Origin of the sequence: Citromicrobium sp. JLT1363, assembly GCF_000186705.1 — a bacterium.
Classification (GTDB): domain Bacteria; phylum Pseudomonadota; class Alphaproteobacteria; order Sphingomonadales; family Sphingomonadaceae; genus Alteriqipengyuania.
In genome coordinates, this window is record NZ_AEUE01000004.1 from 487,108 (window position 1) to 511,156 (window position 24,049).

Annotated in this window: 24 protein-coding genes and 1 tRNA gene; 19 read left to right on the top strand and 6 right to left on the bottom strand. The window is 64.5% G+C overall.

Annotated elements, in window-relative coordinates:
• The 4 genes from topA (at window position 1) to ADAD_RS0109210 (ending at window position 3,692) form a co-directional block, all read left to right on the top strand.
• Complete coding sequence (gene topA, locus ADAD_RS0109200) at window positions 1–2,595, top strand: type I DNA topoisomerase (protein WP_010412954.1); 2,595 nt, start codon at window positions 1–3, stop codon at window positions 2,593–2,595.
• A complete protein-coding gene (locus ADAD_RS0109205; RefSeq protein ID WP_010412956.1) occupies window positions 2,595–2,777 on the top strand; it encodes a hypothetical protein in 183 nt (60 codons plus the stop codon). The genes topA and ADAD_RS0109205 overlap by 1 nt, the downstream gene beginning before the upstream one ends.
• Window positions 2,778–2,882: 105 nt before the next feature.
• Window positions 2,883–2,952, top strand: a tRNA-Arg gene (locus ADAD_RS16985).
• A complete protein-coding gene (locus ADAD_RS0109210) occupies window positions 2,952–3,692 on the top strand; it encodes a DUF2334 domain-containing protein (protein WP_139020411.1) in 741 nt (246 codons plus the stop codon). Before ADAD_RS16985 ends, ADAD_RS0109210 begins: the two co-directional genes overlap by 1 nt.
• A 32-nt stretch (window positions 3,693–3,724) precedes the next feature.
• On the opposite strand, the gene ADAD_RS0109215 is transcribed toward ADAD_RS0109210, so the two are convergent.
• From ADAD_RS0109215 to lepB, 4 genes are read right to left on the bottom strand one after another with little or no spacing between them, the layout of a single operon-like run.
• Window positions 3,725–4,144, bottom strand: a complete 420-nt coding sequence (locus ADAD_RS0109215) for a hypothetical protein (RefSeq protein WP_083825597.1) — start codon at window positions 4,142–4,144, stop codon at window positions 3,725–3,727.
• Between the two features lie 41 nt (window positions 4,145–4,185).
• A complete protein-coding gene (gene era, locus ADAD_RS0109220; RefSeq protein WP_010412962.1) occupies window positions 4,186–5,130 on the bottom strand; it encodes a GTPase Era in 945 nt (314 codons plus the stop codon).
• A gap of 45 nt (window positions 5,131–5,175) precedes the next feature.
• The gene (gene rnc, locus ADAD_RS0109225; protein WP_010412964.1) at window positions 5,176–5,847 is read right to left on the bottom strand and encodes a ribonuclease III; all 672 of its coding nucleotides are present in this window, start codon (window positions 5,845–5,847) and stop codon (window positions 5,176–5,178) included.
• A gap of 13 nt (window positions 5,848–5,860) precedes the next feature.
• Window positions 5,861–6,691: a signal peptidase I gene (gene lepB / locus ADAD_RS0109230; RefSeq protein ID WP_010412966.1), complete on the bottom strand. Its 831-nt coding sequence runs from the start codon at window positions 6,689–6,691 to the stop codon at window positions 5,861–5,863.
• Between the two features lie 51 nt (window positions 6,692–6,742).
• Between lepB and pgi the strand changes: the two genes are divergently transcribed.
• Together pgi and ADAD_RS0109240 are read left to right on the top strand one after the other, a co-directional pair.
• Window positions 6,743–8,284, top strand: a complete 1,542-nt coding sequence (gene pgi / locus ADAD_RS0109235; RefSeq protein ID WP_010412968.1) for a glucose-6-phosphate isomerase — start codon at window positions 6,743–6,745, stop codon at window positions 8,282–8,284.
• A 129-nt stretch (window positions 8,285–8,413) separates the two neighbouring features.
• Window positions 8,414–9,076, top strand: a complete 663-nt coding sequence (locus tag ADAD_RS0109240) for a hypothetical protein (protein WP_010412970.1) — start codon at window positions 8,414–8,416, stop codon at window positions 9,074–9,076.
• 127 nt (window positions 9,077–9,203) lie between these two features.
• Here ADAD_RS0109240 and ADAD_RS0109245 read toward each other — a convergent pair whose 3' ends face one another.
• Complete coding sequence (locus ADAD_RS0109245) at window positions 9,204–9,680, bottom strand: MgtC/SapB family protein (RefSeq protein ID WP_010412972.1); 477 nt, start codon at window positions 9,678–9,680, stop codon at window positions 9,204–9,206.
• Window positions 9,681–9,897: 217 nt separating this feature from the next.
• Here ADAD_RS0109245 and ADAD_RS0109250 point away from each other — a divergent pair, with 217 nt between their 5' ends.
• Window positions 9,898–10,170 (top strand): hypothetical protein, encoded by a 273-nt coding sequence (locus ADAD_RS0109250; protein ID WP_139020395.1) that lies wholly within the window; start codon window positions 9,898–9,900, stop codon window positions 10,168–10,170.
• A gap of 5 nt (window positions 10,171–10,175) precedes the next feature.
• Here the strand turns inward: ADAD_RS0109250 and ADAD_RS0109255 are convergent, their stop codons facing one another.
• Window positions 10,176–11,273 (bottom strand): mechanosensitive ion channel family protein, encoded by a 1,098-nt coding sequence (locus ADAD_RS0109255; protein WP_237700803.1) that lies wholly within the window; start codon window positions 11,271–11,273, stop codon window positions 10,176–10,178.
• A 279-nt stretch (window positions 11,274–11,552) separates the two neighbouring features.
• On the opposite strand from ADAD_RS0109255, the gene ADAD_RS0109260 reads away from it, so the two are divergent.
• The 12 genes from ADAD_RS0109260 to bioB all read left to right on the top strand — a co-directional run bounded on the left by ADAD_RS0109260 (window position 11,553) and on the right by bioB (window position 24,012).
• Complete coding sequence (locus ADAD_RS0109260) at window positions 11,553–12,935, top strand: DEAD/DEAH box helicase (protein ID WP_010412976.1); 1,383 nt, start codon at window positions 11,553–11,555, stop codon at window positions 12,933–12,935.
• Window positions 12,936–13,017: 82 nt separating this feature from the next.
• Window positions 13,018–14,370: a glutathione-disulfide reductase gene (gene gorA, locus ADAD_RS0109265; protein ID WP_010412977.1), complete on the top strand. Its 1,353-nt coding sequence runs from the start codon at window positions 13,018–13,020 to the stop codon at window positions 14,368–14,370.
• Window positions 14,371–14,509: 139 nt separating this feature from the next.
• Window positions 14,510–16,042, top strand: coding sequence for an acyl-CoA carboxylase subunit beta (locus tag ADAD_RS0109270; protein ID WP_010412978.1), 1,533 nt, complete (start codon window positions 14,510–14,512; stop codon window positions 16,040–16,042).
• A gap of 232 nt (window positions 16,043–16,274) precedes the next feature.
• Window positions 16,275–16,730, top strand: a complete 456-nt coding sequence (mce, locus tag ADAD_RS0109275) for a methylmalonyl-CoA epimerase (protein WP_010412980.1) — start codon at window positions 16,275–16,277, stop codon at window positions 16,728–16,730.
• Between the two features lie 149 nt (window positions 16,731–16,879).
• Window positions 16,880–17,497 (top strand): glutathione S-transferase family protein, encoded by a 618-nt coding sequence (locus tag ADAD_RS0109280; protein ID WP_010412981.1) that lies wholly within the window; start codon window positions 16,880–16,882, stop codon window positions 17,495–17,497.
• 50 nt (window positions 17,498–17,547) lie between these two features.
• On the top strand, window positions 17,548–19,707 hold the full coding sequence (gene scpA, locus ADAD_RS0109285) for a methylmalonyl-CoA mutase (RefSeq protein ID WP_010412982.1): 2,160 nt from the start codon (window positions 17,548–17,550) through the stop codon (window positions 19,705–19,707).
• Between the two features lie 115 nt (window positions 19,708–19,822).
• On the top strand, window positions 19,823–20,026 hold the full coding sequence (locus ADAD_RS0109290) for a hypothetical protein (protein ID WP_029140044.1): 204 nt from the start codon (window positions 19,823–19,825) through the stop codon (window positions 20,024–20,026).
• 76 nt (window positions 20,027–20,102) lie between these two features.
• Entirely contained in the window at window positions 20,103–21,395 is a 1,293-nt protein-coding gene (locus ADAD_RS0109295) for an O-acetylhomoserine aminocarboxypropyltransferase (RefSeq protein ID WP_010412983.1), read from the top strand.
• A gap of 11 nt (window positions 21,396–21,406) precedes the next feature.
• Window positions 21,407–21,892, top strand: a complete 486-nt coding sequence (locus ADAD_RS0109300; RefSeq protein WP_139020396.1) for a hypothetical protein — start codon at window positions 21,407–21,409, stop codon at window positions 21,890–21,892.
• Between the two features lie 239 nt (window positions 21,893–22,131).
• Window positions 22,132–22,596: a DMT family transporter gene (locus ADAD_RS0109305; RefSeq protein ID WP_139020397.1), complete on the top strand. Its 465-nt coding sequence runs from the start codon at window positions 22,132–22,134 to the stop codon at window positions 22,594–22,596.
• A 160-nt stretch (window positions 22,597–22,756) separates the two neighbouring features.
• The gene (locus ADAD_RS0109310; protein ID WP_010412988.1) at window positions 22,757–23,005 is read left to right on the top strand and encodes a hypothetical protein; all 249 of its coding nucleotides are present in this window, start codon (window positions 22,757–22,759) and stop codon (window positions 23,003–23,005) included.
• Window positions 23,002–24,012, top strand: a complete 1,011-nt coding sequence (bioB, locus tag ADAD_RS0109315) for a biotin synthase BioB (protein ID WP_010412989.1) — start codon at window positions 23,002–23,004, stop codon at window positions 24,010–24,012. Before ADAD_RS0109310 ends, bioB begins: the two co-directional genes overlap by 4 nt.
• Window positions 24,013–24,049 lie beyond the last annotated feature (37 nt).

Genomic DNA, 24,049 nt, shown 5'->3' on the forward strand with positions numbered 1-24,049 from the left:
ATGCAACTGGTCATCGTCGAATCGCCCGCGAAGGCGAAAACAATCGAGAAATATCTCGGCAAGGACTTCAAGGTTCTCGCCTCCTACGGCCACATCCGCGACCTGCCGCCCAAGGACGGCAGCGTGCGGCCGGACGAGGATTTCGCGATGGACTGGGAGATCTATTCCGACCAGCGCAAGCGTAGCCAGGTCAAGGCCATCGCCGACGCAGCGAAGAATGCCGACCGCCTCGTTCTCGCAACCGACCCCGACCGCGAGGGGGAGGCGATCAGCTGGCACGTGCTGGACATGCTCAAGAAGCGCAAAGCCTTGCCGACCAATGTCGACCGGGTGACCTTCAACGCGATCACCAAGGGTGCGGTGACCGAGGCGATGAAGAAGCCGCGCGCGCTCGACCAGGACCTGATCGACGCCTATCTGGCGCGCCGCGCGCTCGACTACCTGTTCGGCTTCACGCTTTCGCCGGTGCTGTGGCGCAAGCTGCCCGGCGCCAAGTCGGCGGGCCGCGTGCAGTCGGTCGCGCTGCGCATCATCGTCGACCGTGAGCGTGAGATCGAGGCCTTCAAGGCGGACGAGTACTGGTCGATCGTTGCGCAGTTCGAACATGACGGTACGGGCTTCGAAGCGCGGCTGGTGACGCTCGACGGCAAGAAGCTGGAGAAGCTGACGCTGGGCGACGAAGCCTCCGCCATGGCCGCCAAGCAGGCGGTCGAGGAAGGGCGCTTTACGGTCGCCGGGATCGAGACCAAGCCGGTCAAGCGCAATCCCGCGCCGCCGTTCACCACCTCGACCCTGCAGCAGGAGGCCGCGCGCAAGCTCGGCTTCTCGGCCAGCCACACGATGCGGTGCGCGCAGTCGCTCTACGAAGCGGGCGCGATCACCTACATGCGTACCGACGGCGTGAGCATGGACCAGAGCGCCATCGACGCCTGCCGCGATGCGATCACCGATCGCTACTCCGCCGAGTATCGCCCGGAAAAACCGCGTTTTTACAAGACCAAGGCGAAGAATGCTCAGGAAGCGCACGAAGCGATCCGGCCGACCGATTTCCGCAAGGACAAGGCAGGATCTGGCGACGAGGCACGGCTTTACGACCTGATCTTCAAGCGCGCGCTGGCGAGCCAGATGGCGACCGCGCAGCTCGAACGCACCACCGTAACGCTCACCGAGGGCAGCGGGCAGCACTCGCTTCGCGCCACCGGCCAGGTGGTGAAGTTCCCCGGCTTCCTCGCAGTCTATCAGGAAGGCTTCGACGACAAGGGCGATGACGAGGACGGCGGTCTGCTGCCGCACATGCGCGAAGGCGATGCCCCGGCGCGCAAGAGCGTCGAGGCCAACCAGCACTTTACCCAGCCACCTCCGCGCTATTCCGAAGCATCGCTGGTCAAACAGCTGGAGGAGCTCGGCATCGGGCGCCCCTCCACCTACGCCTCCACGATCCAGACGCTGCGCGACCGCGAATACGTGCGGATCGAGAAGAACCGCTTCTTCGCCGAGGAATCGGGCCGGTTGCTGACCGCCTTCCTCGAACGCTTCTTCCCCACCTATGTCGCCTACGACTTCACCGCAGGGATGGAGGAAGAGCTCGACGATGTCTCCGGCGGGCGCGCCGAGTGGAAGGCGATCCTCGAAGCGTTCTGGAAGGACTTCAAGCCGAAGTCCGACGAGGTGATGGAGCAGAAACCGTCGGACATCACGGCGGTGCTCGACACGTTCCTGTCCGACTACCTGTTCCCCGAACGCGCCGATGGCAAGGATCCGCGCTTCTGCCCGCTGTGCGACCAGGAAGGGCGCGCCGGGGGCCGCCTGCACCTGCGCGGTGGTCGCTTCGGTGCGTTTGTGGCCTGTGAAAACTATCCTGAGTGCAAGTTCACCCGCCGCTTCGCGCAGCCGGGTTCGGATGCGGACGAAGTGGCCGAGGATGCGGTGCTCGGCGAAGATCCGGAAACCGGACTGCCGGTCGAGCGCAAGACGGGCCGTTTCGGGCCGTACCTGCAGCTGGGCGAGGGCAAGGAGGCCAAGCGTGCCAGCATCCCCAAGGATATCGGCGAGCTTGATCTGGAGATGGCGCTCAAGCTGCTGAGCCTCCCGCGCATCGTCGGCCAGCATCCGGAGACGGGCAATGACATCGAAGCGTCGATAGGACGTTACGGGCCATACCTGCGTCACGATGGCAAGTATGCCAGGCTCACCAGCACGGCCGATGTGTTCGACACCGGCATGAACGCCGCGGTCACGCTGCTCGCCGAAGCGGCTCAGAAGGGCGGCCGCGGGCGCGCCAAGGCGGAGCCGATCAAGGTTCTCGGCAAGCATCCGACCTCCGAAGCCGAAATGAAGGTGATGCCCGGCCGATATGGCCCCTACGTCACCGACGGCACGACCAACGCGACCATCCCCAAGGATGTGAAGCCCGAAGACGTGACCGAGGAGCAGGCGATCGAACTGATCAATGCCCGCATCGCCAAGGGGCCGGCCAAGAAGAAGAAAAAGGCTCCCGCCAAGAAGAAGGCCCCGGCCAAGAAGGCGGCTGCGAAGAAGCCTGCCGCGAAGAAGGCTCCTGCCAAGAAAGCCACCGCCAAGAAGGCGGACGACTGATGGCGAAGGACAAGTTCGAGCGGCACAAGCAGCCCTGGACGGGCGAGGAGGCGGGACAGCTGAAGGTGCTGGCCGGCAAGGGGCAAGGCCTCAAGCAGATTGCCAAGGCGCTGAACCGCAGCGAGGAATCGACCAGGGACTTCGCCAAGAAGAACAAGATCGCGATTGCGAAAAAGCGATAGGAGAGGGCTTCTGGAGAGCGAGCTTGGAGGACATGGCGCGCGGCGGCCCCCGGTCATGACCGGGGGAGGATTGCGGTGATCCGCTGGTTGCTGGCTTTTGCTCTGGGCGGCGTGCTCTCGGCTTGCGCGTCGCTGACGGACGTCGAAGAGGCCGGTTCGAGCCCGGCCCCCGCCATCGTCTTGAAGCTCGACGATTTTCGTGCCGACGGCGGCGTTCACCCGGGCTGGGAAGAGGTTTTTCGCTTTCTCGAAGCGCAGGATGTGACCGCCACGATCGGCGTGATCGGCGAGGGGCTGGAGGAACCCCGGCAAGAGGCGGTGGACTGGCTGCTTGCCCGCGATGCGCGAGGCCACGAGCTGTGGAACCACGGTTACTGCCATTGCCGCAGCGGAGAGGGCACGGCGCATGTCCGCGAATTCCGGGGGCGTTCGCTGGCGGAGCAGCAAGCGGCCATCGCGCGCACGCAATACCTGGGCGAGCGGATGCTGGGAATTACCTTCTCAACGTTCGGCGCGCCCTACAACAGCACGGATGCGAACACTGCACGTGTGCTGGCCGATCGCGACGATGTGCGCGTATGGATGTACAAGGACACGAGCGAGGAAGCCGCGCCATCGCGCAAAAGTCCGCTACCGCGCATCGCGGCGGTCAATATCGAATACCCGGTGCACATCCCCGATTTCGAGAGTTTCCGCGCCGGATATGCGGCGCATCGCGATGAACCGGTGCTGGTGATCCAGGGCCATCCGCGAAGCTGGGTCGACGACCCGGCGCGGATGGAAGAGTTCAGGCGGATCGTGATGTTCCTGAAGGCGCAAGGTGCGCGATTCGTCACGCCGACCGAGGCCGTGCGGGAACGGGAAGCGGCGTCCTCCGCCAACGACCCTGCGGCTGCCCGCGAGGCTGGCCGATAGCGGCGGGGACGCCCTGTCCCCGCGTCGTCACGCTACTGCGCCACCGGCACTTCGGTAATCACCACCACCGGGCGATCCGCGCAGGTGATCATGATCTCGCGGATCTGCGAATAGGGTGTCGGTTCGCTATAACGCACCTCGGTAGGCGTGATCACCTGCGTCACCGGCCCATCGGGCGGCGTGACTTCCATGCGGAAACGCAGGCCCGGCGGTTGCATCCGGTCGGCGGGCCCTCCCACCAGCTCCAGCGAATAGCCGGGCGTGGGCATGTCGACACTGCCGGTGATGTGCAGCGTGCGCTGCGCATCCGGTCCGGGCATGGCATTGATCCATGCCTGCCAATCGCGGCTCACCGTTGGGCAGCTTGCCGATCCGTCATCGGGTACGGTGGCGCATGCACTCAACGCGAGGGAGGCGGCGAGGGTGACGGGAAGGGCGGTGGTGATGCGCATGCGAGACTCTCTGTGAAGGTTGTGCCGGAAGGTTAGCGCGATCAGCGCACCCAGTCCAAGCCCATTTCCTCGAAGATTTCCTTGTCCTCCGACCAGTTCTCGGTCGCCTTGACGTGCAGGAACAGGTGGACCTTGCGGCCCAGCAACTCGCTCAGTTCCTCGCGCGCGGCGGAGCCGATTTCCTTGATCCGGCTGCCGCCCTTGCCCAGCACGATCGCGCGCTGGTTTTCGCGCGCAACCACGATCTGCTGGTGGATTTCCACGCTGCCGTCCTTGCGCTCGACATATTTCTCGGGCCGCACCGCGCTGTCGTAAGGCAGTTCCTCGTGCAGCTGGCGGTAGAGCTGTTCGCGCGTGATCTCGGTCGCCAGCAGGCGTTCGGACGCGTCGGAGACCTGATCTTCGGGATACATCCACACGCCTTCGGGCATTTCGGCCGCCAGCGCGTCCTTCAACTCGGGCACGCCATCGCCGGTGAGCGCGGAAATGAAGTATATCTCCGCGAACTCGACCTTGCCGGAAAGCTCCTGCGCCAGCGCCAGCAGGGGCTCCTTCCTGGCGACATCCACCTTGTTGAGGACCAGGATCTTCTTCTCGGGACGGCCGGCCAGCTGTTCCAGCAGCGGCTCCAGCTCGTGTCGGCGCTGCTTCACCGGATCGACCAGCAGCAGCACCGCGTCCGCGCTTTCCGCACCTTCCCACGCCGCGCTCACCATCGCGCGGTCGAGCCGGCGGCGGGGCGCGAAGATGCCCGGCGTATCGACCAGGATCATCTGTGTGCTGGCCTCGTCGCTCTCGTGCAGCGCGATGCCCAGCATGCGCGCGCGCGTCGTCTGCGCCTTGGCGCTGACGATGGCGACCTTCTGGCCCACCAGCGCATTGACCAGCGTGGACTTGCCCGCATTGGGCGCGCCGAGCACGGCGACCACGCCGCATTTCTGCTTTTTCTCGCCGCTCTTGGCGGATGAATTTTCTGTATCGGTCATATCCCGCTCGTCCTGAGCCTGTCGAAGGGCGAGCGCAAGCGCGCGCTACCCATAGCGCTCCATAAACGCTTTTGCCGCCGCCGTTTCCGCTTCCTGCTTGCTGCTTGCCATCGCTTCTGCCTCGCCGACATTCCTCACCGAAACCCGGACGGTGAAGCGCGCGGCATGATCGGGGCCGGATCGGTCGATCAGCGCGTATTCGGGCGGGCGCCGGCGATTGCCCGCCGCCCATTCCTGCAGCGCGGACTTTGGATGTTTCGCGCGACCGGCATCGCCTTCCACCGCGTCCGCCCATAGCCGCCGCACGAGCGTCTTGGCATCGTCGAAACCGGCCTCGCGCATCTGGGCGCCGAGCAGCGATTCCATCACGTCGCCAAGGATATTGTCGCTGCCGGCAGCGCCGTCGTCGCGCGCCTGCCTGCCCAGCCGCACATGCTCGGGCACGCCGATCTTTCGCGCCACCCCAGCGCAGGCCTGCTTGCTGACCAGCGCGTTGAGCCGCTGGGCCAGCGCCCCTTCGGCCGCGTCCGTCTGCGTTTCGAACAGCCATTCCGCAATCGTCAGGCCGAGCACGCGATCGCCCAGGAATTCGAGCCGCTGATAGTCGCGGCTTTCGCCCAGGCTGCCATGCGTCAGCGCTTCGACCCACAGCGCTTCGTCGCGCGCGGCAAAGCCGATACCCTGGAGCCAGGATCTGGTCTTGCGCCACTCGCTCATGCAAAACTCCCGATCACAGTGCCTGCCCTGTCCGTTCGTCCCGCAGCGCCTCGAACCAGCTTTCGGGGTCGAGCCACCGGGCCGATCCGTCGGTCGACCACAGGATCGATCCGGCCTGGCCGACCAGCTTGTCCTGACTGACGAAGCCGATGCCGCCGCCGGGCACTGCGGGGAAGCGGCTGTCCATTGAGTTGTCGCGGTTGTCGCCCAGCAGGAACATCGTACCGGCGGGCACCGTGCGCGGGCCCCAGTCGTCCTGCCCGGTCGCTCCGTAGTCGATAACTTCGTAGCTTACGCCCGACGGCAGGTATTCGCGATTGCGGGTGTAGTGACAGTCCGCACCGCCTGCGGGGCGCGCTTCCTCGCGCCCGCCCCAGCCGCAGGGGTTGTTGGGCGTTACCGGAACGATTGCATCGTCGGTGGCCGACTGGCTGAGCGTCTGACCATTGAGGATCACATATCCGCCGCGCAGTTCCACCTCGTCGCCCGGCAGGCCGATCACGCGCTTGACGTAATCCGTGTGGTCGACCGGGTGCTTGAAGATCACGATGTCGCCGCGCTGGGGCTGGTGTGCGAACCAGCGGCCCGGAATCAGCGGCAGATCGAACGGCAGCGAATTGCTCGAATAGCCGTAGGGCCATTTCTTCGCCGCGATCGTATCGCCAGGCATCAGGCGGGGCATCATGCTCTCGCTCGGGATCGTGAACAGCGAGAATGCGAAGGTGCGCACGGTCAGCGCGAAAAGGGCGACCAGCAGCACAAGCGTCAGCAGGCTTGCCAGCCCGCCGCCGCGCGCATCGTCTCCGGCCTCGTGCGCCGGGCCTGCTTCGCCCTTTTCATCCATCGCCACAGCACCTAGGCGCTAAGGGCAGGCAGGCAACAGGATTTTGTGCAGATGAGCGACAGCAGGACAGCGGCGTGGGACCGGATCGAGGCTTTGCCCCAGGCGAGCCTGAGCGATCTTTTCGCGGGCGACGATGCCCGCGTGGACCGGCTTTCGGGCCGGATCGACTGGGGTGAAGGGGAGGACGCCGCCGGTATCCGCTTCGACTGGTCGAAAACACACCTCACGGCAGACCTGCTCGACGCGTTCGATGGCCTGGCCGAGGCGAGCGATTTTGCGGCCAGACGAGCCGAACTGTTCGCTGGCGAGCCGATCAACGTGACGGAAGGCCGGGCGGCCGAACACACGGCGCAGCGCGGATCGGGCAGCGAGGCGAGCGTCGAGGAAGCGGACGCGCTGCGCACGCGCATGCAGATGCTGGTCGAAGCGATCCGCGAGGGTGCGCTGGGCGATGTGAACCATCTGATCCACATCGGCATCGGCGGCTCCGCGCTGGGGCCCGATCTGGCGGTCGACGCGCTCACGCGGGACCTCGCCTATGTCGATTGCCACGTCGTATCGAACATCGACGGGGTCGCTCTGGAAGAGGCGTTTGCGGCGTGCGATCCGGCGACCACGCTGGTCGCGGTAGCCTCCAAGACCTTCACCACGATCGAGACCATGACCAACGCCGAAAGCGCGATGCGCTGGCTGCGCGAGGGCGGGGTGTCCGACCCGCATGGCCGCGTGATCGCGCTGACCGCCAATCCCGAACGCGCGGTGGAATGGGGCGTGGACGAAACCCGTGTGCTGCCCTTCATGGAAAGCGTCGGCGGGCGCTATTCGCTGTGGTCGAGCATCGGTTTTCCTGTCGCGCTGGCCGCGGGGTGGGACGAATTCGCCGCGATGCTGGAAGGGGCTGCGGCGGTCGATGCGCATTTCCGCGACACCGACGGACGCGACAACCTGCCGCTGCGTGCTGCTTTCGCGGACCAGTATTATGCCCGCGTGCGCGGCTGCCAGACCCGCGCGGTGTTTGCGTATGACGAGCGGCTGGCGCTGTTCCCCAGCTACCTCCAGCAGCTGGAAATGGAGAGCAACGGGAAACGCGTGACGTCGGATGGTGAGCCGGTCGACGGGCCGACAGCTCCGATCACCTGGGGCGGGGTGGGGACCGATGCGCAGCACGCGGTGTTCCAGCTCCTGCACCAGGGCACCCACATGGTCCCGGTCGACTTCATTGCCAGCATCGCGCCGGGCGACGCGCTCGACCCGGCGCATCATGCCATCCTGCTGACCAACTGCTTCGCGCAGGGCGCGGCGCTGATGGCGGGCGGCAAAATGAGCGCGGATGGCAAGGACCCCGCGCGCGAGTTCCCCGGCAACCGTCCCAGCGCAACGATCCTGTGCGACGATCTCGACGCGGCGACCCTGGGCGCGCTGATCGCCTTCCACGAACACCGCACATTCGCCAACGCGGTGCTGATGGGCATCAACCCCTTCGACCAGTTCGGCGTCGAGCTGGGCAAGAAGATGGCCAGGGATATCGAGGGCGGCGCGGCGGAGTTCGATGCGAGCACCAAGGCGCTGCTGGAGGCGAGCGGGCTGGGTTGAGTGCATGGGATGAGAGGCGGTGCGCTGCTCACCCTCTTTCGCCTGCCACTTAACCGATGTGAAATTCTGAAAGGTTTGCAGCGTCGTGCGTTTACGTTGCGGGCTCACACAAACCTTGAAGGATCCCCCATGAACCATCGTCTCAAACTGACCGCACTGGTCTCCACAGCCGCGCTCGCGCTCGCCGCGTGCGGTTCCGAGGATGTCGAGAACACTGCGATCGATGATGTCGACGAGATCGTGGACGATGATGTCAACGCCGATGACGATGCCTATCCGGTCGGCGGTGACCTCGACGAGGACCAGCAGACGCGCTTCGACGAGATGGACCGGCAGGCCGTCAGCGACGAATACGACCGCAACCGCGATGCCATGGCGGATGAGATGGAATCCGGCGGCGGCATGGACGACAGCTCCACGAGCGCAGGCTCGATGGACGATGAAACCACCGCAGGCGGATCGGGCGGCGACACGATGGCCTCGTCCGGTGATTCGGCTTCGACCAGCGGTTCGGACATGTCGGGCGAAAGCCAGATGATGCCGCGCAGCCGGATGGATTTCGCTTTTCTCGACCGGAACGACGATGGCGAGCTGTCCGTCGCCGAATATGCGATCTGGGCGCTGCCGACCGATCCGACGGAGCCTGCACGCAACGACGCAAAGGCGCCTTATCTGACGCAGAGCCAGATCAACGAGGCGGGTCAGACCTTCTTCTACTTCGACGAAGATGGCGACAGCTATCTTTCGCAGTCGGAATTCCAAGCGGCACGCAATTCGGCGCGCACGCCGTAAAGGCTTCACAGGCTTCCCCGGGGATCGATGCGGCGGTTCGGCGCCGTCGCCATCGATCTTCAACCAGAGGGCGCAGGAACGTGGTTCTTGCGCCCTCTTTCATGAGATTTGTCCGTCGGAAAGAGGCTCAGTCTTCGTCCAGCTTGCGGTCATCGTGGCCGAACCAGCCTTCGACCACGCGCATGGCCGAAATCATGACCAGGCTGATGACCGCCAGCACCACCACCAGCGGCCACTGGCCGAGCCCGCAGGCGAGGCCGATCACGGTCGCCAGCCATAGATGCGCAGCGGTGGTAAGGTTGTGGACCCTGCCGCGGCTGAAGACGATGAGTCCCGCGCCGACGATCCCGATAAAGCCCGCTGCCGCCTCGAACATGCGCAGCGGGTCGACGCGCGGTGCGTCGAGCTGGTTGTACAGCGCCAGAACCGAGACCGCCATTCCCGCGGCTGCCACGCAGATGAGGCCATGGGTGCGCATCCCGGCGGCATGCCCGCGCCATTCGCGATCGAACCCCACGACCAGGCCGAGAAGCGCGGCCACGCCGAGGCGCAGCACGATTTCGATGTCGAGCGCAGCGACCGGGATCGGGGCATTCAGGTCCATATCCCTATCGAGCGCTCGGCAGCTGGTTTGGTTTCAAACGCGAGCAATGCAGGTTGGCACTGCGTATTCCCCGCCACGGCCACGCGCGCCACAGCGAGGATCGCAAGAGAACCCGTCGGGCCATGAACTCCAGTTCAGAACTCTTTAAGAGCATCGATATAAATTCCGTCATTACAGATATTTGAAATATCAAATACTCGAAAAGGGGGCATCGATCATGTCTTTGCGGGACGAGGTTTTGAGGGATTTTCGCGCGTCGTTCGATCGCTTGCAGACTGTTCGCGCGTGCGGCAATACGGAAGTGGAAAGGCAGGAATTGCGGCACGCCCAGCGGAACTTCGATGCTGCGGCGGAAAGCCTTGCCCGGCTGGTGCCGAAACTCATTGACGGTCCGGGCGAAGTCGGCGGGCACGGTGCGGAACCTGCGGTTGGGGCGCCGGCAGCGGCGGCGAGAATGCAGTGCGCAAGCTCGCTGCGGCGATCGGCCTGATCGCCCTAGTCCGCAGCGTTCCGGCCGGGATCGGGCGGCTGCGACCCGCCGCCAGCGTCGTTCATCAGCCTTAGCTGCGCAAAATCTTCCGGCCTGTTGTCCGCCAGCCATTCCATCATGCCTTCGCGGATATCGCAGCGAAGATCGAACAGGGTGGGCGAGTTCTTCGCGCTCATCAGCAGGCGCACTTCCTTGGAATCGCGCGTTGTCTCGGTCACCTGCACCACCTTCACCCGGCCATCCCAGCGCTCGTTCGCTTCGACCTGCCGGAAGAACTCCTCACGAATGGGGCCGATTTTCGCCTTGGGATCGAGGTGGAGGAACACGGTGCCCAGCAGATTGGCGGTCTGCTTGGTCCAGTTCTGGAAGGGTTTTTCGAGGAAATAGCTGGTCGGCACCACCAGCCGCCGCTCGTCCCAGATCTTCACGACCACGTAGGTCGTGCGGATATCCTCGATCCAGCCCCATTCGCCTTCGAGCACCACGGCATCGTCGATGTTGATCGGCTCGGTCAGCGCCATCTGCACGCCTGCGATCAGTGATTTGAGTGCAGGCTGCGCGGCAGCACCCACTGCGAGGCCGGCGAGGCCCGCCGAGGCAACCAGCGTCAGCCCGATGTCGCGCACGCCTGGAATCGCGAGCAGCATCAGGCCCACGGTCACGAACACGATGATGAAGGTGGCGATGCGGTTGAACATCGTCAGCTTGGTGCGCTTGCGGCGCGCCTTGAGATTGTCCGCGACGGAAATGTCCGCCTTGAGCTTGGCTGCCTCGACCAGCGCACGCACGATTGCCAGAGCCATCCAGCCAACAACCGCGGGCAGCACGAAGCTGGCAATATCGGCCCATACCTCTCGCAATTCGGGAACTTCGCGCGCGGCCATCATCAGTGCCAGGACGACGAAGGCCAGCCGTGTGGGGCGGTGGAGGTGCCGGACAACGATATCGTCCGCGCTTTCGTCGGTCCGCCCGGCGATCCGCCGCAGCAGGAAGAACAGACCGGCGTGGAGCACGAGAGCGAGGATCACGGCGACTGCAGCGACGATCAGGGTCTGGAGCGGATCGCCCAGAACTCCAATGCTCCGCTGGATCAGGTCGGTCATGGATTCTATCATCAGTCGTCCTCGCATCCGATACCGCGATCTAACGCAAGGTGGCCCCATGCGTCACGCCGATCTTCGTTGTGGATTGACTTTTACGCTGCGCTGCACCACATGCCGTCCATCGAAGCGCGCGCCAGCGTGAAGCGAGCGGCCAGACAGAGCCGCTCCCGGCAGCCCTTCGGTTCTTTTTCTACAGACTTCCCTTTTCACGCGGGTGGTTTCAACCCCCGCGCCGCGCGACCACTGCGTCTGCGCGCCGCATATATTGCGAGTTATTTCATGACACAGTTTTCAGACCTCGGCCTGTCGCAGCCCGTTCTCCAGGCGCTCGACCTCCAAGGCTATAAAGAGCCCACGCCGATCCAGGCGCAGGCCATTCCTCCCGTGCTCGAAGGGCGCGACCTCCTGGGTATCGCGCAGACCGGCACCGGCAAGACCGCCGCGTTCATGCTTCCCAGCATCGACCGTCTGCGTGACGCCGACAACCAGACGCCGTTCAAGTCCTGCCGCATGCTGGTACTGGCGCCCACCCGCGAACTCGCGGGCCAGATCGCCCAGAGCGCCAAGGATTACGGCGCGCTCGCGGGCCTGAAGGTCCAGTCGATCGTCGGCGGCACCTCGGTCAACAAGGACCGCAACAAGCTGCATCGCGGCACCGACATTCTCGTCGCGACGCCGGGCCGCCTGCTCGATCTGATCGACCAGCGCGCCTTCACTCTCGACGCGGTGGAGATCCTGGTACTCGACGAAGCGGACCAGATGCTGGACCTCGGCTTCATCCACGCGCTGCGCAAGATCAACGAACTGACCCCGAAGGATCGCCAGACGCTGTTCTTCAGCGCCACGATGCCCAAGCAGATCAAGGAACTTGTCAGCCAATACTGCCGCAATCCGGTACAGGTCTCGGTCACGCCGGAAAGCACCACGGCGGAGCGGATCGAGCAGTTCCTGTTCATGGTCCAGCAGGACGAGAAGCAGAGCCTGCTCGAACTGATTCTGTCGGGCCGCCATGAAATCCCCGGCAAGATCGAACGCGTGCTCGTCTTCGCGCGCACCAAGCACGGCTGCGACCGCGTGGTGAAGAAGCTGGCGCAGGTGAACATCGCGGCCAACGCTATCCACGGCAACAAGAGCCAGCCGCAGCGCGAACGCGCGCTCGACGAGTTCAAGCGGGCGAAGACCCCGGTGCTGGTGGCGACCGACGTCGCCGCGCGCGGGATCGACATCCCGGGCGTCAGCCACGTGATCAACTACGAGTTGCCCAACGTGCCCGAGCAATATGTCCACCGCATCGGGCGGACCGCGCGTGCGGGCGCCGATGGCATCGCCATCGCCTTCTGCGCCGAGGACGAGCGGCAGTATCTCAAGGATATCCGCAAGACGACCGATGCAGAGTTCGAACGCCTGCCGCTGCCGGAAAACTTCCGCGCGGTTGTCGAAGGCGTCGGCCCGACCAAGCCTGCGCCCAAGCAGCAGCGCGGCCAGCGGGTGAAGCCGCGGCCGATCGGCGATGGCGCGCGCAGTGCGAAGCCCAAGAACAAGCATCCGGGCCGAAAGGGCAAGCCGGGCGGCGGCGGCGGCCAGGGCCGTGGCGGCCCCGGTGGCGGTCAGCGCCGTCGCAACAATCGTTCCGGCGGTCAGCGTTCGGGCGGCCAGGGCTAGTCCCCAGGGCCAGTCCTCGGAACTTGCATCATCGGCTCCGGTTGGCGAAGGGCACTCGAAACCCCGCTGACCGGAGACCTCCATGCCCGACCAATTTGATTACGACCTGTTCACGATTGGCGCGGGCTCCGGCGGAGTTCGCGCCAGTCGCGTGTCCGCCGCGCATGGTGCGAAGGTCGCGGTTGCGGAGGAACACCGGGTGGGCGGAACCTGCGTGATCCGCGGGTGCGTGCCCAAGAAGATGCTCGTCTACGGTGCGCAGTTCGCCGAGGATCTGGAGGATTGCCAGCGGTTCGGCTGGGACATTGGCGAACGCAGCTTCGACTGGATCAAGCTGCGCGACAACGTGCTCGACGATGTCACCCGGATCGAAGGGTCCTATACCAACACGCTCGAAAGCCACGGGGTCGAGATTTTCAACGAGCGTGCCGAGATTACCGGCCCGCACGAAATCACGCTGGCGAGCGGCAAGACCGTGACCGCAAAGCACATCCTGATCGCGACCGGCGCGCGACCCCGGATGCCCGAGTGTCAGGGCGCCGAACACGCGATCTCGTCCAACGAGGCGTTCCATCTCGACGAACTGCCCAAGAAGATCATCATCGCGGGCGGTGGCTATATCGCCAACGAGTTCGCGGGCATTTTCAACGAGTTCGGCTGCGATGTTCACATCGTGAACCGCGGCGACCGGCTGCTGCGCAGCTATGATGAGGCGGTGCGCGATCGCCTGCTGCAGATCTCCACCACCAAGGGGATCAAGTTCCGCTTCAACACCACCTTCGAATATATCAAGCCGTGCGACGAAGGCGGCTATTTCGTGAAGCTGTCCGACTGCGACGAGGAGAAGGCCGACCTCGTGATGTTCGCGGTGGGCCGCATTCCCAACACCGAAGGGCTGGGACTGGAAAACGCCGGCGTCGAGCTGGGCGAGGGCGGCGAGGTGAAGGTCGACCGGTTCAGCAAGACCAATGTCGATCACATCTATGCCGTAGGCGACGTGACCGATCGCGTGCAGCTGACCCCGGTTGCCATCCGCGAAGGCCAGGCCTTCGCCGAAACCGTGTTCGGCAAGGGCGAGCCGGTGGCAGTGGACCATTCCTGCATCCCCAGCGCGGTGTTCAGCCATCCGCCTATCGCCGCCGTGGGCATGACCGAGGGCGAGGCGAAGAACACGCTGGGCAGCGTAAAGGTCTATCTGTCGGACTTCCGCCCGATGAAGAACGTGCTGGCGGGCCGCAACGAGCGCAGCCTGATGAAGATGGTCTGCGATGGCGACAGCGGGAAAATCGTGGGCATCCACATGATCGCGCCCGAAGCACCCGAAATGATGCAGGCGGCTGCAATTGCGGTGAAAGCCGGGCTGACCAAGGCGGACTTCGACGCAACCGTCGCGATTCATCCCACGATGGCCGAGGAACTCGTGCTGATGCGCTGATCCGGCTCGCATCGCCGGCCCCCGAGCGCGACCGACTGTGTAGAGAGGGAAGCGGCCTTGCGGGGCCGCCCAGCTTGACGCTGCGTTACCTCCATGCCTAACCGCTTGGGCAAAGCGGAACACAGGAGCGCACGCGCGTATGTCAGCCAATATTGCCGAAATGGAAAAGCGCCGCGAAGCCGCCCGCATGGGCGGGGGGCAGAAGCGGATCGATGCACAGCATGCCAAGGGCAAGCTGACCGCGCGCGAGCGGCTCGACGTGCTGCTGGACGAGGGGAGCTTCGAGGAGCTCGACACCTACGTGGTCCACGACTGCACCGATTTCGGCATGGAAGACCAGCAGATCATGGGTGACGGCGTCGTCACCGGATCGGGCACGATCAACGGCCGGCTGGTCTATGTCTTCAGCCAGGATTTCACCGTCTTCGGCGGCTCGCTGTCGAAGCGCCATGCGGAGAAGATCTGCAAAGTGATGGACACCGCGATGAAGGTCGGCGCGCCGGTGATCGGCCTCAACGATTCGGGCGGTGCGCGCATCCAGGAAGGCGTGGCCAGCCTCGGCGGCTATGCCGAGGTGTTCCAGCGCAACGTGCTCGCCAGCGGGGTTATCCCGCAGATCAGCGTCATCATGGGGCCGTGCGCGGGCGGCGCGGTCTATAGTCCTGCGATGACCGACTTCATCTTCATGGTGAAGGATAGCTCCTACATGTTCGTCACCGGGCCGGATGTGGTGAAGACCGTCACCAATGAAGTCGTCACGCAGGAAGAGCTGGGCGGGGCGGTGACGCACACGACCAAGACCAGCGTGGCGGATGATGCGTTCGAGAACGACATCGAAACGCTGATGGCGACACGCCGCTTCTTCGACTTCCTCCCGCTGTCGAACCGCGAGCCGGTGCCCGACATGCCGAGCAGCGATCCGTGGGACCGGCGCGAGGACAGCCTCGACACGCTGATCCCGGACAACGCCAACCAGCCTTACGACATGCACGAGGTCATTTCGAAGACGCTCGACGATGGCGATTTCTTCGAGGTCCAGCCCAAGCATGCGGCCAACATCATCTGCGGTTTCGGCCGGGTCGAGGGCCGCACCGTGGGCGTGGTCGCCAACCAGCCGATGGTCCTGGCGGGCGTGCTCGACATCAACTCGTCGAAGAAAGCCGCGCGCTTCGTGCGTTTCTGCGACGCGTTCGACATCCCGATCGTGACCTTCGTCGACGTGCCCGGCTTCCTCCCCGGCACCAGCCAGGAACTGGGCGGCATCATCAAGCACGGCGCGAAGCTGCTGTTCGCCTATGCCGAGGCGACCGTGCCCAAGATCACCGTCATCACCCGCAAGGCCTATGGCGGCGCGTACGACGTGATGGCGTCCAAGCACCTGCGCGGCGACCTCAACTACGCTTGGCCCACCGCCGAGATCGCGGTGATGGGTGCGAAGGGCGCGGTGGAGATCATCTTCCGCCAGGACCGCGACGACCCCGAAAAGATCGCCGAGAAAACCAAGGAATACGAAGACCGCTTCGCCAACCCCTTCGTCGCCGCCTCACGCGGCTATATCGACGAGGTCATCTACCCGCACTCGACGCGGCGGCGGATCGCGCTGGGGCTGCGAAAGCTGCGCGGGAAAGAGCTGAGCAACCCGTGGAAGAAGCACGATAATATTCCGCTGTGAGGTGAGTGATGCGGAAACTGATAGCGCTCTCCTTGCTTTGCCTTCTCAGCTTTGTGTTTGCCGCATTTCTCGCGGCATGGGGTCCGTCGTCAATCGTCAGTATGTATAGGCCTAATTTTGACGGTCAGGGTTTCATCCGGGAAGTTGTCGTTCTGGCGATACTCTATAGCCCTGCTCTTTTTGGAATAGGCATCGCGCTACGCAAGCTCGGGCACCAGTCGAAAGGTAGGATATGAAACTCGGCCGTCTCAACCATATCGGCGTCGCGACGCCTTCGATCGCCGACTCCATCGCCTACTACCGCGACACGATGGGTGCGGTGCGGATCCACAAACCGTTCGACCTGCCCGAACAGGGCGTGAAGGTCTGCTTCGTCGATACGCCCGACAGCGCGGGCGAAGTCGGCAAGGGCACGCAGATCGAGCTGATCGAACCGTTTGACGAGGCGAGCCCGATCAACGGCTTCCTCGCCAAGAATCCCGCCGGCGGCCAGCACCATGTCTGCTACGAGGTGGAAGACATCGAGGCGGCGCGCGAGTGGTTCGAGGGGAAGGGCAAACGCATCCTCGGCCCGACGCGCATCGGCGCGCACGGCACGCCGATCTTCTTCCTCCACCCCAAGGACATGATGGGCCAGCTGACCGAGATCATGGAAACGCCCAAGGAGGGCGCGCACTGGTCGAACTGACCCGATAGCCCTCTCCCCATGTGGGGAGAGGGTTGGGAGAGGGGAGTTAGACGCTACGAAGGCTTCATGCCCCTCTCCAGGCTTCGCCAGGCCGCTTCGCGACCAGGCTTTGCTATCCTCTCCCCGCACGGGGAGAGGGATGAGAGAGGATGTCGATGCTGTTCTACGATAGTCCCAATCCCGCGCCCAATCCGCGGCGCGTGCGCATTTTCGCCGCCGAGAAGGGGATCGAGCTGCCCTCCAGGGAAGTCTCGATCCCGCAGCGCGAGCAGAAGGCGCCCGAATACCTCGCCAAGAACCCGCGCGGGCAGACGCCGATCCTCGAGCTTGATGACGGCACGGTGATCGCCGAAAGCGTCGCGATCATGCGCTATCTGGAGGCCGAGCATCCAGAGCCGCCGCTGTTCGGCACCAGCCCGGTCGAGATCGCGCAAATCGAGATGTGGTGCCGCCGGGTGGAGATGATCCTGATGCCGCCGGTTGCCGCCGTGTGGGTCCACACGCACCCCTTCACCGCTGCGCTTCCGGGACGCAATGCCGAGTGGGGCGAAGCCAACCGGCCGCGCGTGGCCGAGGCGCTGCGGTTCTTCGATGGTGCGCTGGCGGACAGCGAATACCTCGCGGGCGACAGCTACACCGCCGCCGATATCCTGCTACTCACCACGGTCGATTTCGCGCGCTTCATCGGCCTCGGCACGACCGACGGGCTCGAAAACCTTGCGCGCTGGCACGTGCTGGTATCCTCCAGGGAAAGCGCCGCCGCCTGATCGTGCAAGGTCTCTCGACTTCGATCGACCCGAGGCGCTAGGGGAGGGGCATGACCGACAAGACCCCCACATACGACGACTGGAAAGCCAAGGCCGACAAGGAAGTGAAAGGCCGCGATCTCACGTGGCACACACTTGAAGGCTTCGATGTAAAGCCGCTCTATACCAGCGCGGATGCCGAGGGGCTCGACCCCGGCGTGCCCGGCTTCGCGCCATTCACGCGCGGGCCCTACGCCAGCATGTATACCGGCCGCCCGTGGACGATCCGCCAGTATGCGGGCTTCTCCACCGCCGAAGAATCCAACGCCTTCTACCGCCGCAACCTTGCGGCCGGGCAGAAGGGGCTGAGCGTCGCCTTCGACCTCGCCACTCACCGTGGGTACGACTCAGACCACCCGCGCGTGGTCGGCGATGTCGGCAAGGCGGGCGTCGCGATCGACACCGTGGCGGACATGCAGATCCTGTTCGACCAGATCCCGCTCAACGAAATGTCCGTCTCGATGACGATGAACGGCGCGGTGATCCCGGTAATGGCGTTCTACATCGTCGCGGGCGAGCGCAGCGGCGTCGCGCAGAAGGACCTGTCGGGGACCATCCAGAACGACATCCTCAAGGAGTTCATGGTCCGCAACACGTACATCTATCCGCCCGAGCCGAGCATGCGGATCGTGAGCGACATCATCGCCTACACATCCGACCACATGCCGCGCTTCAACAGCATTTCCATCAGCGGCTATCACATGCACGAAGCGGGCGCGACGGCGGTGCAGGAGCTCGCCTTCACCATCGCCGACGGCAAGGAATATGCCCAGCGCGCGATGGACACCGGGCTCGATATCGACGCCTTCGCCCCGCGCCTTTCGTTCTTCTGGGGCATCGGGATGAACTTCTTCATGGAGATCGCCAAGATGCGCGCCGCGCGCCATCTGTGGCACGACGTGATGACCGATCTGGGCGCGCAGAACCCCAAGTCCAAGATGCTGCGCACCCACTGCCAGACGTCTGGCGTGTCTCTGCAGGAGCAGGACCCCTACAACAACGTCATCCGCACCACGATCGAGGCGATGGCGGCGGTGCTGGGCGGCACACAGTCGCTCCACACCAACGCGCTCGACGAAGCCATTGCGCTGCCGACCGACTTCTCCGCCCGCATCGCGCGCAACACGCAGCTGGTGCTGGAGGAAGAGACCGGCATCACGAATGTCGCCGATCCGCTGGGCGGTTCGTATTACGTCGAGGCGCTGACCGCCAAGCTGGTCGAGGAAGCGAAAAAGATCATCGACGAGGTCGACGCGGCGGGCGGGATGACCAAGTTCGTCGCCACGGGCGAGCCCAAGCGGCGGATCGAGCAGGCAGCTGCGGAAAAGCAGACCAATGTCGACCGGGGCGAGACGGTGATCGTCGGCGTGAACAAGTACCGCCGCGACAAGGAAGACGAGATCGAGACGCTCGATATCGACAACCACAAGGTCCGCCAGTCGCAGATCGCGCGGCTGGAGAAGGTGCGGTCCGACCGCGACGAGATGGCGTGTCAGGCCGCGCTCGATGCGCTGGCGCGCGGCGCGGCGCAAAGCCAGGGCAACCTGCTCGCGCTCGCGGTCGAGGCGGCGCGCCACGACGCGACCCTGGGCGAGATTTCCAGCGCGATGGAAGACGTCTTCGGCCGCTACGACACCAAGCCGACCCCGGTGAAGGGCGTCTATTCCAAGGCCTATGCGGCGGATAACCGCTACCAGCAGGTCGTCCAGGGCGTCGATGCGGTCGAGCAGCGCCTGGGCCGCAAGCCCAAGATCATGATCGCCAAGATGGGCCAGGACGGCCACGATCGCGGCGCCAACGTAATCGCATCCGCCTTCGCCGATATGGGCTTCGACGTCGTCTCCGGCCCGCTGTTCCAGACCCCGCAGGAAACGCTCAAAATGGCGCTGGCAGAGGGGGTCGACGCGATCGGCGCGTCTTCGCTGGCGGCGGGCCACAAGACGCTGATCCCCGAACTCATCCGGCTGCTCAAGGACGCAGGCCGCGCCGATATCAAGGTGACCGCCGGCGGCGTGATCCCGCAGAGCGACTACCAGTTCCTGCGCGATGCAGGCGTGCAGGGCATCTACGGCCCCGGTTCCAACGTAGTCGAATGCGCCGCGGACATGCTCCGCCTGCTCGGCCACAACATGCCGCCCCCGGATGATGAGGTGGACGAGGCGGCGGAGTGACTTTCGCCTCACTCGTCACCCCGGACCTGATCCGGGGTCCCGCTTCTTGTCCAATGGCAGAAAGAAAGCGGGACCCCCGCCTTCGCGGGGGTGACGAAGTGAAGGCGGTAAAGGCGTGATCCTTTCGGCGTTGCGAAATCTTTTCAAGGGCGCGCTCTTGGCGCTGCTCAATTCGCCACTGATACTCCTTTTGACCGCCGACGTTGACATCGCCTGGAAAATTGGCGGCACAATTGCTTTCCTGGGAATCGCCTTTGGTATCGGAATGATGATCTCGACCTTCAAATCAAATCGGCGGTCTGGGAGACTTCAAAGTTGATCCAGCCGGCCACCAACTGATCCCCAGAGGCGCTGCCGGCCAACCCGCCCCCCCCCCACCGAAACGGACCTCCACCATGACCGATCTCCACCCCGAAACGCTCGCCGTCCACGCCGGGTGCGAGCCCGATCCGACCACCAATGCGCGGATCACCCCGATCTACCAGACGGCGAGCTACGTGTTCGACAGCCCGGATCACGCGGCGAACCTGTTCTCGCTCTCCGAATTCGGGAACATCTATTCGCGCATCATGAACCCCACCAACGACGCGCTGGAGAAGAAGATAGCGGCGATGGAGGGCGGCGTCGGGGCGCTGGGCGTGGCCTCGGGCCATGCCGCGCAGCTGGTCGCGTTCCACACGCTGATGGAGCCGGGCTGCAACATCGTCGCGGCGAGGAAGCTGTATGGCGGATCGCTCAACCAGATGGGCGAGGCGTTCCTCAAGTTCGGCTGGGAGACCCGCTTCGTCGATGCCGACGATCCCGAGAATATCCGCGCCGCAATGGACGACAAGACGCGCTGCGTCTTCATCGAAAGCCTCGCCAATCCGGGCGGCGTGGTCAGCGATATTTCCGCGATTGCAGACATCGCCCACGCAGGCGGCGTGCCGCTGATCGTGGACAACACCATGGCGACGCCTGCGCTGTGCAAGCCGTTCGACTTCGGTGCGGACATCGTCACGCACTCGACCACCAAGTTCCTCAACGGGCACGGCAATGCCGTGGGCGGCGTGATCGTCGACAGCGGCAAGTTCGACTGGAAGGCACAGGGCGACAAGTTCGCCTCACTCACCCGGCCCAACGGATCGTACCACGGCGCGGTGCTGGTCGACGCGCTGGAGCCGGTCGGCCCTGTCGCCTTCATCATCGCCTGCCGCGTGCTGGGACTGCGCGATCTCGGCCCCGCGCTCGCACCGATGAACGCCTTTCTCGCGCTGACCGGCATGGAAACGCTGCACCTGCGGATGGAGCGGCACTGCCAGAATGCCAAGGCGCTGGCCGAGTGGCTCAAGGCGCACGAGAAGGTGGAATGGGTCTCCTACGCCGGGCTGCCCGACAGCGACTATCACACGCTCGCCCGGAAATACCTCGGCGGGCAAGGCGGCGCGGTGTTCACCTTCGGGCTGAAGGGCGGCTACGAGGCGGGCAGGGCGCTGGTCTCCAATGTGAAGCTGTTCAGCCACCTCGCCAATATCGGCGACACCCGCTCGCTCATCATCCACCCGGCTTCGACCACGCACAGCCAGCTCGGCGAAACCGAGCTGATCGCGGCAGGCGCAGGGCCGGATGTGGTTCGCGTGTCGGTGGGGATCGAGAATATCGAGGATATCAAGGCCGACCTCGACCAGGCCTTGGCGGCAGCGGGCTGAGGGGCTGTCAGGTGAGCCCTATCCATTTCATCCTTCTGCCTGCCGGACTGATGATCGCGGGCTTCGGCGGCGCAGCGCATGCCGAGGTGCGCGTCGTTCCGAGCGAATTTCGACCCGGTGTGACGGTCGAATTCCTCTACGACCAGGATCTCGAAGGCGTTTACAGCACCACCTGGCTCGGCAGAGAGGAAAAGCGTGAGGGCAACTGGCGGGACATCTACTTCGAAACCTCGGAGAAATATGTCGCGAAAGGGATTCTCAGCTTTCAGTGCTTTGCAGACGACACGCATGGCGATCCGACCATCGGGATCGTCGAATATGGTTCGGGGAAATTCGGCGATCCGGCGGCGAAACGGGTTACCACGATCGATTATTCGCAAAGGCAGGCATGGATGAATGGCGCGCTGGATGCGCTGATGGGCGAGAGCCCTCCATACGAGCTGTTCGTCGTCGCCCACTACCGGTTCTGCGGCGACGAGCGGGAAGCGAGCAACTGACAGCGGGCCGGGCAAGCCGATCGAGTGACAGGTCCGCACCGACACGATTCGCCAGGTGGAGGAGCGATTTCTCACCTTTTCGTCACCCCGGACTTGATCCGGGGTCCCGCTTCTTCTTTGGTCTCGCGCGACAGGAAGCGGGACCCCCGCCTGCGCGGGGGTGACGAGGTATTTCCGTTCCGCATTTGAGGTATTGAATTGAACCGCATTCGCACCGACCAGAGCCACGAGGCCGCAAAGTGAGCGCCCCCCAAAGCGGCGCGAGCTTCCTGCCCATCGCCGCGATGATGTTCGCGGCGGGGCTGGGCATTCCTGTCTTCGCCTCGCTCAATGCGGGCCTCAACCAGCAGCTCGGCAGCCCCATTGCCGCGACCGCCGTCACCTTCGGCATCGGTCTGGTTATCTCGACGACGGTGCTCGCCTTCGTCGGCTTTCCCAGCGCGTCGGACTTCACGCTTGAGAAACCATGGTTCTATGGTGCCTCGGTCTTCATGCTGTTCTATGCGACCGCGATCGCTTTCTCCGCGCCCAGGATCGGGCTCGGCAACGCGATCTTCTTCGTCCTCACCGGCCAGCTCATCGCGGCTGCCACCATCGACCATTTCGGCCTGCTCGGCGTGATCCAGACTTCGCTGACCCCAAAGCGCATACTGGGCATCGCCGTGATGGCCGTGGGCCTCTACCTCGCCAGGAAGCCCGTATGAGCCACATCCGCGCCGACTGGACCGGTGAGGCGGGGGGAGTGACCAACACCTCACACGTCACCCCGGACTTGATCCGGGGTCCCGCTTCTCCTTTGGTGGCGCGCGAGAGGGAGCGGGACCCCCGCCTTCGCGGGGGTGACGAAAGAAGGGATTTCGTACAGTGAAGGGCCTAATCACCGTCGGGACGGCCATATTCACCGCGATCCACGTGATCGCCGGACTAATCTACTCTGCTCTGATACCGATGCTGGATCGTCACGGAGTGCTGAGCTGGTCATTTTTTGAGACGAGCTTCTGGCTTGAGGTGGTAATCCACACCGTAATCACGGCAATCCTTGGTGTCCTATTTTGCCGATGGTTTGCGCTCAGAGTCGAAAAGAAAATTAAAGCCGAAAGCGTATTTGAATGACCCACCCCCGCACCGATTGGACCCGCGAGGAAATCGCGGACCTCTTCGACCTTCCCTTCACCGAGCTGCTATTCCAAGCCGCAAGCGTCCACCGCGAGAACCATCCGCCCGAACAGGTCCAGCTGTGCACGCTGCTCAGCATCAAGACCGGCGGGTGTCCGGAGGATTGCGGCTATTGCTCGCAATCGGTGAAGGCCGATAGCGGCGTCGAGGCGACCAAGCTGATGGATGTGCGCGCCGTGCTGCAGACCGCGGCGCAGGCCAAGGATGCGGGCAGCCAGCGCTTCTGCATGGGCGCCGCGTGGCGCAACCCCAAGGACCGCGACATGCCCGCGATCGTCGAGATCGTGAAGGGCGTGCGCGCCATGGGGCTGGAGACCTGCATGACGCTGGGCATGCTGACGCCCAAGCAGGCGGACATGCTGAAAGAGGCGGGGCTCGACTACTACAACCACAACGTCGACACCGGGCCGGAATATTACGAACGGGTGATCTCGACCCGCAACTATCAGGACCGGCTCGATACGCTGCAGAACGTGCGCGATGCGGGGATCAACGTGTGCAGCGGCGGGATCGTCGGCATGGGCGAGACGCGCGACGATCGCGTCGGCTTCGTCCACACGCTCGCCACGCTGGAGCGGCATCCCGAGAGCGTGCCGGTCAATGCGCTGGTGCCGGTCAAGGGCACGGTGCTGGGCGACATGCTGGCCGATACGCCGCTCGCCAAGATCGACGATATCGAATTCGTCCGCACTGTTGCGGTGGCGCGGATCACCATGCCGATGAGCATGGTCCGCCTCTCTGCGGGCCGCGAAAGCATGAGCGAAGCGACGCAGGCGCTGTGCTTCCTCGCGGGCGCGAACTCGATCTTCACCGGCGACAAGCTGCTGACCGCGCCCAACGCGGGCGATGACAGCGACGGCGCGCTGTTCGCCAAGCTGGGGCTGACGCCGTTGATGCAGGAGGAGCCAGCGCGCGCCTGCAAGGTGGCGGAGCCTGCCGAGTGATTGGCGCGCTCGTCGCGCTAGTGCTCGCGTTCGGCCA

What these genes read in the sequence shown, in the direction of transcription:
- lepB (WP_010412966.1), bottom strand. Translation starts at nt 6,691, where the DNA reads ATGGATGAAAAGGGCGAAGCAGGCCCGGCGCACGAGGCCGGAGACGAT.
- bioB (WP_010412989.1), top strand. Translation starts at nt 23,002, where the DNA reads ATGACCCACCCCCGCACCGATTGGACCCGCGAGGAAATCGCGGACCTC.
- ADAD_RS0109250 (WP_139020395.1), top strand. Translation starts at nt 9,898, where the DNA reads ATGTCTTTGCGGGACGAGGTTTTGAGGGATTTTCGCGCGTCGTTCGAT.
- ADAD_RS0109205 (WP_010412956.1), top strand. Translation starts at nt 2,595, where the DNA reads ATGGCGAAGGACAAGTTCGAGCGGCACAAGCAGCCCTGGACGGGCGAG.
- rnc (WP_010412964.1), bottom strand. Translation starts at nt 5,847, where the DNA reads ATGAGCGAGTGGCGCAAGACCAGATCCTGGCTCCAGGGTATCGGCTTT.
- ADAD_RS0109245 (WP_010412972.1), bottom strand. Translation starts at nt 9,680, where the DNA reads ATGGACCTGAATGCCCCGATCCCGGTCGCTGCGCTCGACATCGAAATC.
- pgi (WP_010412968.1), top strand. Translation starts at nt 6,743, where the DNA reads ATGAGCGACAGCAGGACAGCGGCGTGGGACCGGATCGAGGCTTTGCCC.
- ADAD_RS0109295 (WP_010412983.1), top strand. Translation starts at nt 20,103, where the DNA reads ATGACCGATCTCCACCCCGAAACGCTCGCCGTCCACGCCGGGTGCGAG.
- ADAD_RS0109280 (WP_010412981.1), top strand. Translation starts at nt 16,880, where the DNA reads ATGTCGATGCTGTTCTACGATAGTCCCAATCCCGCGCCCAATCCGCGG.
- ADAD_RS0109240 (WP_010412970.1), top strand. Translation starts at nt 8,414, where the DNA reads ATGAACCATCGTCTCAAACTGACCGCACTGGTCTCCACAGCCGCGCTC.
- ADAD_RS0109270 (WP_010412978.1), top strand. Translation starts at nt 14,510, where the DNA reads ATGTCAGCCAATATTGCCGAAATGGAAAAGCGCCGCGAAGCCGCCCGC.
- scpA (WP_010412982.1), top strand. Translation starts at nt 17,548, where the DNA reads ATGACCGACAAGACCCCCACATACGACGACTGGAAAGCCAAGGCCGAC.
- gorA (WP_010412977.1), top strand. Translation starts at nt 13,018, where the DNA reads ATGCCCGACCAATTTGATTACGACCTGTTCACGATTGGCGCGGGCTCC.
- mce (WP_010412980.1), top strand. Translation starts at nt 16,275, where the DNA reads ATGAAACTCGGCCGTCTCAACCATATCGGCGTCGCGACGCCTTCGATC.
- ADAD_RS0109260 (WP_010412976.1), top strand. Translation starts at nt 11,553, where the DNA reads ATGACACAGTTTTCAGACCTCGGCCTGTCGCAGCCCGTTCTCCAGGCG.
- ADAD_RS0109215 (WP_083825597.1), bottom strand. Translation starts at nt 4,144, where the DNA reads ATGCGCATCACCACCGCCCTTCCCGTCACCCTCGCCGCCTCCCTCGCG.
- ADAD_RS0109255 (WP_237700803.1), bottom strand. Translation starts at nt 11,273, where the DNA reads ATGACCGACCTGATCCAGCGGAGCATTGGAGTTCTGGGCGATCCGCTC.
- topA (WP_010412954.1), top strand. Translation starts at nt 1, where the DNA reads ATGCAACTGGTCATCGTCGAATCGCCCGCGAAGGCGAAAACAATCGAG.
- era (WP_010412962.1), bottom strand. Translation starts at nt 5,130, where the DNA reads ATGACCGATACAGAAAATTCATCCGCCAAGAGCGGCGAGAAAAAGCAG.